Origin of the sequence: Streptomyces sp. YIM 98790 (genome assembly GCF_011421595.1) — a bacterium.
Classification (GTDB): Bacteria; Actinomycetota; Actinomycetes; order Streptomycetales; family Streptomycetaceae; genus Streptomyces.
On the sequence record NZ_WTLH01000309.1, the window covers coordinates 1 to 4,299 of the forward strand.

Here is a 4,299-nt window from a genome sequence, read left to right on the forward strand (position 1 = left end):
TGACCGGCCCGCGCCCGGCCCCGGCGGCCGGGCGCGGGCCGCCGCCGGCCGGGCCGGACACCGGTGCTGTCGGTGGCACCGCCTACTCTTTCCGTCGTGACCACGCACGTTCCGGCCACCGGCAGCACCGTCCCCGGGCCCCGGCCCGCGGGCGGTCCGCGCACTGCCCCGGGACCCGCGGCCGACGAAGGACTGGCCCGCCGGCTGCGCGCCCTGGCCTGCACCGCCCCCCTGCACGACCTGGACGCCCGCAAGGCCAATCTGGCCGGCGAGTACGGCGTCTACGCCATGGCCGAGGTCGCCCTGGCCGCCATCGACCTGGTCACCCTCGCCATGGACTTCGACACCGGCGCGGAGCACGAGCAGGTCGTCACCAGGCTGCTGCCCCGGGTCGCCGCGCAGGCACCGCAGCGCGCCGCCGCCGAGCACGAGCGGGTCGCCCGCTGGGTGCTGGAGAGCCTGATCAACGTCGGCAGCGTGGACCGCGGCTTCCGCGCCGTCTACGGCACCTTCGCCGCCGACGGCTCCTACGTCCGCCGGGACTACGACTTCAAACTCATCGAGGAGGTGCCCGGCCCCGGCGGCGGGGTCTATCTGCGCACCACCGACGAAGCGGTCAACGTCCTGGTCGGCGCCCTCGACACAGACGTCACCAGTGCCCAGATCGCGGCCGAGGTCAAGCTGGACGTACTGATCAGCCGCGGCCGGCTGGCCGACGCCCAGCTCGCCGCCGAGCAGGCGCGCTACCGCACCGTGCAGTACTCCGAGACGCTGCGCCGCGCCCTGGAGACCACCCGGCGCAACGTCCGCGCGGTCGACTGGCTGCGCACCGTCCCCGACCTGATCGACGAGGCCCTGGAGCACATCGCCGACCGCTACCGGCACGAGAACGCCATCCTCACCAACATCCGCCGCGCGCGGGACGAGGCCGAGGACCCGGAGCACAAGCTGCGCGCCGCCGAGCTGGTGGACATCGTCCAGGACTGCATCCGCCGCCACACCCGGCTCCAGGCCCGGCTGCTGGAGGCCGGCCCGCTGTTCCGCGCCGAACAGGACCGGCAGGCCTTCGCCCCGCCCTCCGGCCGGGCCGGCCTGGACCTGTACGGCCAGCTGCTGGCCCCGCTGCTGTCCCTGCCCGTCGAGCAGGCCGGCCGGGTCACCGACGCCTTCTTCGCCCGCGGCGCCGGGCATCGCAGCCCCGGCGCGGTCCGCCTGGCCGACCTCACCGAGCTGCTGCTCACCCCGCCCGCGCCGCGCGAGCATCTCGGTGCCGAGCTGCCCGAGCCGGACCTGGTCGCCACCCCGGACGACAGCCGCTTCACCGACGAGCAGCTCGCCGTCGCCACCGAGCTGCTCACCCTGCCGCCGGACGCCCCGCGCAGGCTCTCCGGGCTGCTCGCCGAGGCCCGGCGGCGCGATCCCGACCTGCCCCATCTGGTGGCCCTGATGGCCGTGCACGCGGCCAGCCCGCCGGTCGGCACCGCCTACCGCCAGGGCGAGTCCCGGCTGCTGTTCGCCGTGGACGACGGCACCGAGCTGGCCGATCCGCAGTTCGGCGGCGCCGATCTGATCGTCGGCACCGCCCTGCTGGACACCGCGGCCATGGCCACCGCCCGCGCCGGACGTCCCGAGGAGCCGCAGCCATGACCGACCAGTCCACCCCCGAGCGCGCCGCCGACCGGGTGCCGGACCCGACCGGCGGCGCCGGAAGCACCGGAAGCACCGGGGGCACGAGAGGGACCGGCGGCACGGTCACCCCGGCGGACGCCGCGGACGCCGCCCGGCTGGTCGCCTTCGGCCTCCAGCCCAAGCTGCCGCCCGCCCGCGACCCCGACTACGCGGCCCTGCTGCGCCGCTGTCTGGAGGACCCGCCCTTCGCCCGGCTCGCCGACGCCGTGGCCACCGGCCTCGGCCTGGTCGTGCTGGAGGTCTCCACCCGGGCCGGGATGGCCGTCGCGGCCGGCGAGGACTCGGTCTTCGCGGTCCGCATGGGCGACTACTCCCGCCGCGCGTCCGCCGACTCCGCCGACCGCTTCCTGCACGGCCTGGCCCACCTGGCCGTCGCCGCCATGGCCTTCCCCCGCCCCGAGGACCTGGCCGACGACGGCTACCTCGGGCGGATCACGGTCAACGGCGTGGAATCCTTCGTCCGCCAGGCCTGCCGACGGCTGGAGGAGCGGGCCGCGCAGCAGGGCGAGAACACCGACCCCAGCAGCGACGCCCCCGGCCTGGAGGCGGCCTGGCGGGTCTACGCCCGGCGCAGCGCCACCGGCGCCACCAAGGACGCCCGCCGGCTGGCCGCCTCCACCACCGGCATCGTCGCCAAGGCGGTGTCCTTCCTCACCGACTCCGGCTTCCTCCAGCGCACCGGCGACGAGGGCGGCGGCGCCTACCGCACCACCGCCCGCTACCAGCTCCAGGTGCGGGACCTGGCCGGCACCGCCGCCATGACCGAACTCCTGGAGCTGGGCGTGGTGCCCGTCGGCGACGGCAGCGCCACCCTGCTGCCGTCCGGGGAGGACGACCCGGTCGCCGAGTCCGGCCTTCCCTTCCCGGCCTGACCGCCGCCCGCGCGCCGCTCCCCGTCCGTCCCCGTCCGTCCCCGTCCGTCCCCGTCCGTCCGCCGTCCAGACCACCAGCGCCGAGCGAGAGTCCTGCCATGTACGAGCTGTCCCGGGTCCGCCTCTACTCCATCGGACCGGCCGGTGCCCGCTACGCGGACACCGTGCTGGATCTGCGCGGAGTCGGCGAGCCGGTGCCCCGGCCGGCCCCGGTGCAGGCGGACTTCTTCGAGGAGGAGCCCGCCGGCCCGCCGCTGCGCCCCGCCCCCGCCGGCGTGCTCTTCCTGGAGAACGGCGGCGGCAAGTCCGTGCTGCTCAAACTCATCTTCTCGGTGATGCTGCCCGGCCACCGCAACACCCTCGGCGGCGCCAGCAGCGGCGTGCTGCGCAAGTTCCTGCTGGCCGACGACACCGGCCATGTCGCCCTGGAATGGCAGCACACCCTCACCGGCGAGCTGGTGGTGGTCGGCAAGGTCAGCGAATGGCGGGGGCGGCAGATCTCCGCCGACCCGCGCAGGTTCGCCGAGGCCTGGTACTCCTTCCGCCCCGGCCCCGGCATGACCCTGGACACCCTGCCGGTCTCCGAGACCACCGTGCTGCCGCCCCGCCCGGCCCCCGGCTCCGACGGCTCCCCCGAGGGCAGCTCCGGCGCCCGCGGCCGCCGGCGCACCATGAAGGGCTTCCGGGACGCCCTCACCGAGACCGGCAAGGCGTACCCCCATCTGGACGTGGTCTGGGAGGAGATCCACGAACGCTGGAAGGAGCACCTGGAACAGCTCGGCCTGGACCCGGAACTCTTCCGCTACCAGCGGGAGATGAACGCCGACGAGGGCGAGGCCGCCGGTCTCTTCTCGGTCCGGAACGACGCCGACTTCACCGACCTGCTGCTGCGCGCCGTCACCGACACCCGGGACACCGACGGCCTGGCCGACCTGGTGCACGGCTTCGCGCACAAACTCGGCCGCCGTGCCGAGCTCACCGCCGAACGGGACTTCACCGCCGGCTCGCTGGACCTGCTGGGCCGGGTCACCGAGGCCGCCGCGGCCCGGGACCGCACCCGCGCCGTGCACGCCGGCGCCGAGCGCCGGACCCGCGCCCTGGCCCGCCGGCTCTCCGCCCGCGCCGGACAGGAGCGGGACCGCGCCGCCGCCCTGGCCGTCCGCGCCGCCGGTGCCGCCCGCGCCGTCGCCGCCGCCGAGGACGCCCGGTCCCGCGCCGGCCGCACCGCGGCCGAACTCGCCTACCGGCACGCCTCCCTGGCCCTGGCCGCCGCCGAGAAGGCCGCCGCCGCCCAGCGTCGCGAGCTCACCGAGGCCCGCACCCTGTACGCCTCCTGGCAGGCCGCCGAGACGGTGCTCCAGCACCGGGCCGCCGCCGACCGCGCCACCCGGGTCGCCGCCGCCATCCAGGAGGCGGAGCGCGATGCCGCCCCCGCCCTGGCCGCCCGCCGCCGCGCCGCGGCCGCCCTGGTCCGCGCGCTGCACGCCGCGGCGGGGCAGAGCGAGGACACCGCTGCCGGGCACGAGGAGCGCTCCGCCGCCTGCCAGACCGCCGCCGAGACCGCCCGCCGGGAGGCCACCGCCGCCGCCACCGAGGCGCAGCGCGCCCGCAGCGAGGCCGGCCACCTGCGGCAGCGGCTCGACGAGGTCGAGCAGGAGACCGCCGAGGCCGTCCGGGCCGGCTGGCTGGACGCCGCCACCGGCACCGACCCGGCCCGGGCCGCCCTGGCCGCCGGCGC

General features: G+C 77.0%; 2 protein-coding genes and 1 pseudogene. All 3 read left to right on the plus strand.

The features are described from left to right. Positions 1-96 precede the first annotated feature (96 nt). Positions 97-1,647 (plus strand): hypothetical protein, encoded by a 1,551-nt coding sequence (locus GQS09_RS27215; RefSeq protein WP_313896368.1) that lies wholly within the window; start codon positions 97-99, stop codon positions 1,645-1,647. Further along, positions 1,644-2,561, plus strand: coding sequence for a hypothetical protein (locus tag GQS09_RS27220; RefSeq protein WP_243761851.1), 918 nt, complete (start codon positions 1,644-1,646; stop codon positions 2,559-2,561). Before GQS09_RS27215 ends, GQS09_RS27220 begins: the two co-directional genes overlap by 4 nt. 98 nt (positions 2,562-2,659) lie before the next feature. After that, positions 2,660-4,299 (plus strand): annotated as a pseudogene (locus GQS09_RS27225) (hypothetical protein); the annotation flags it as partial.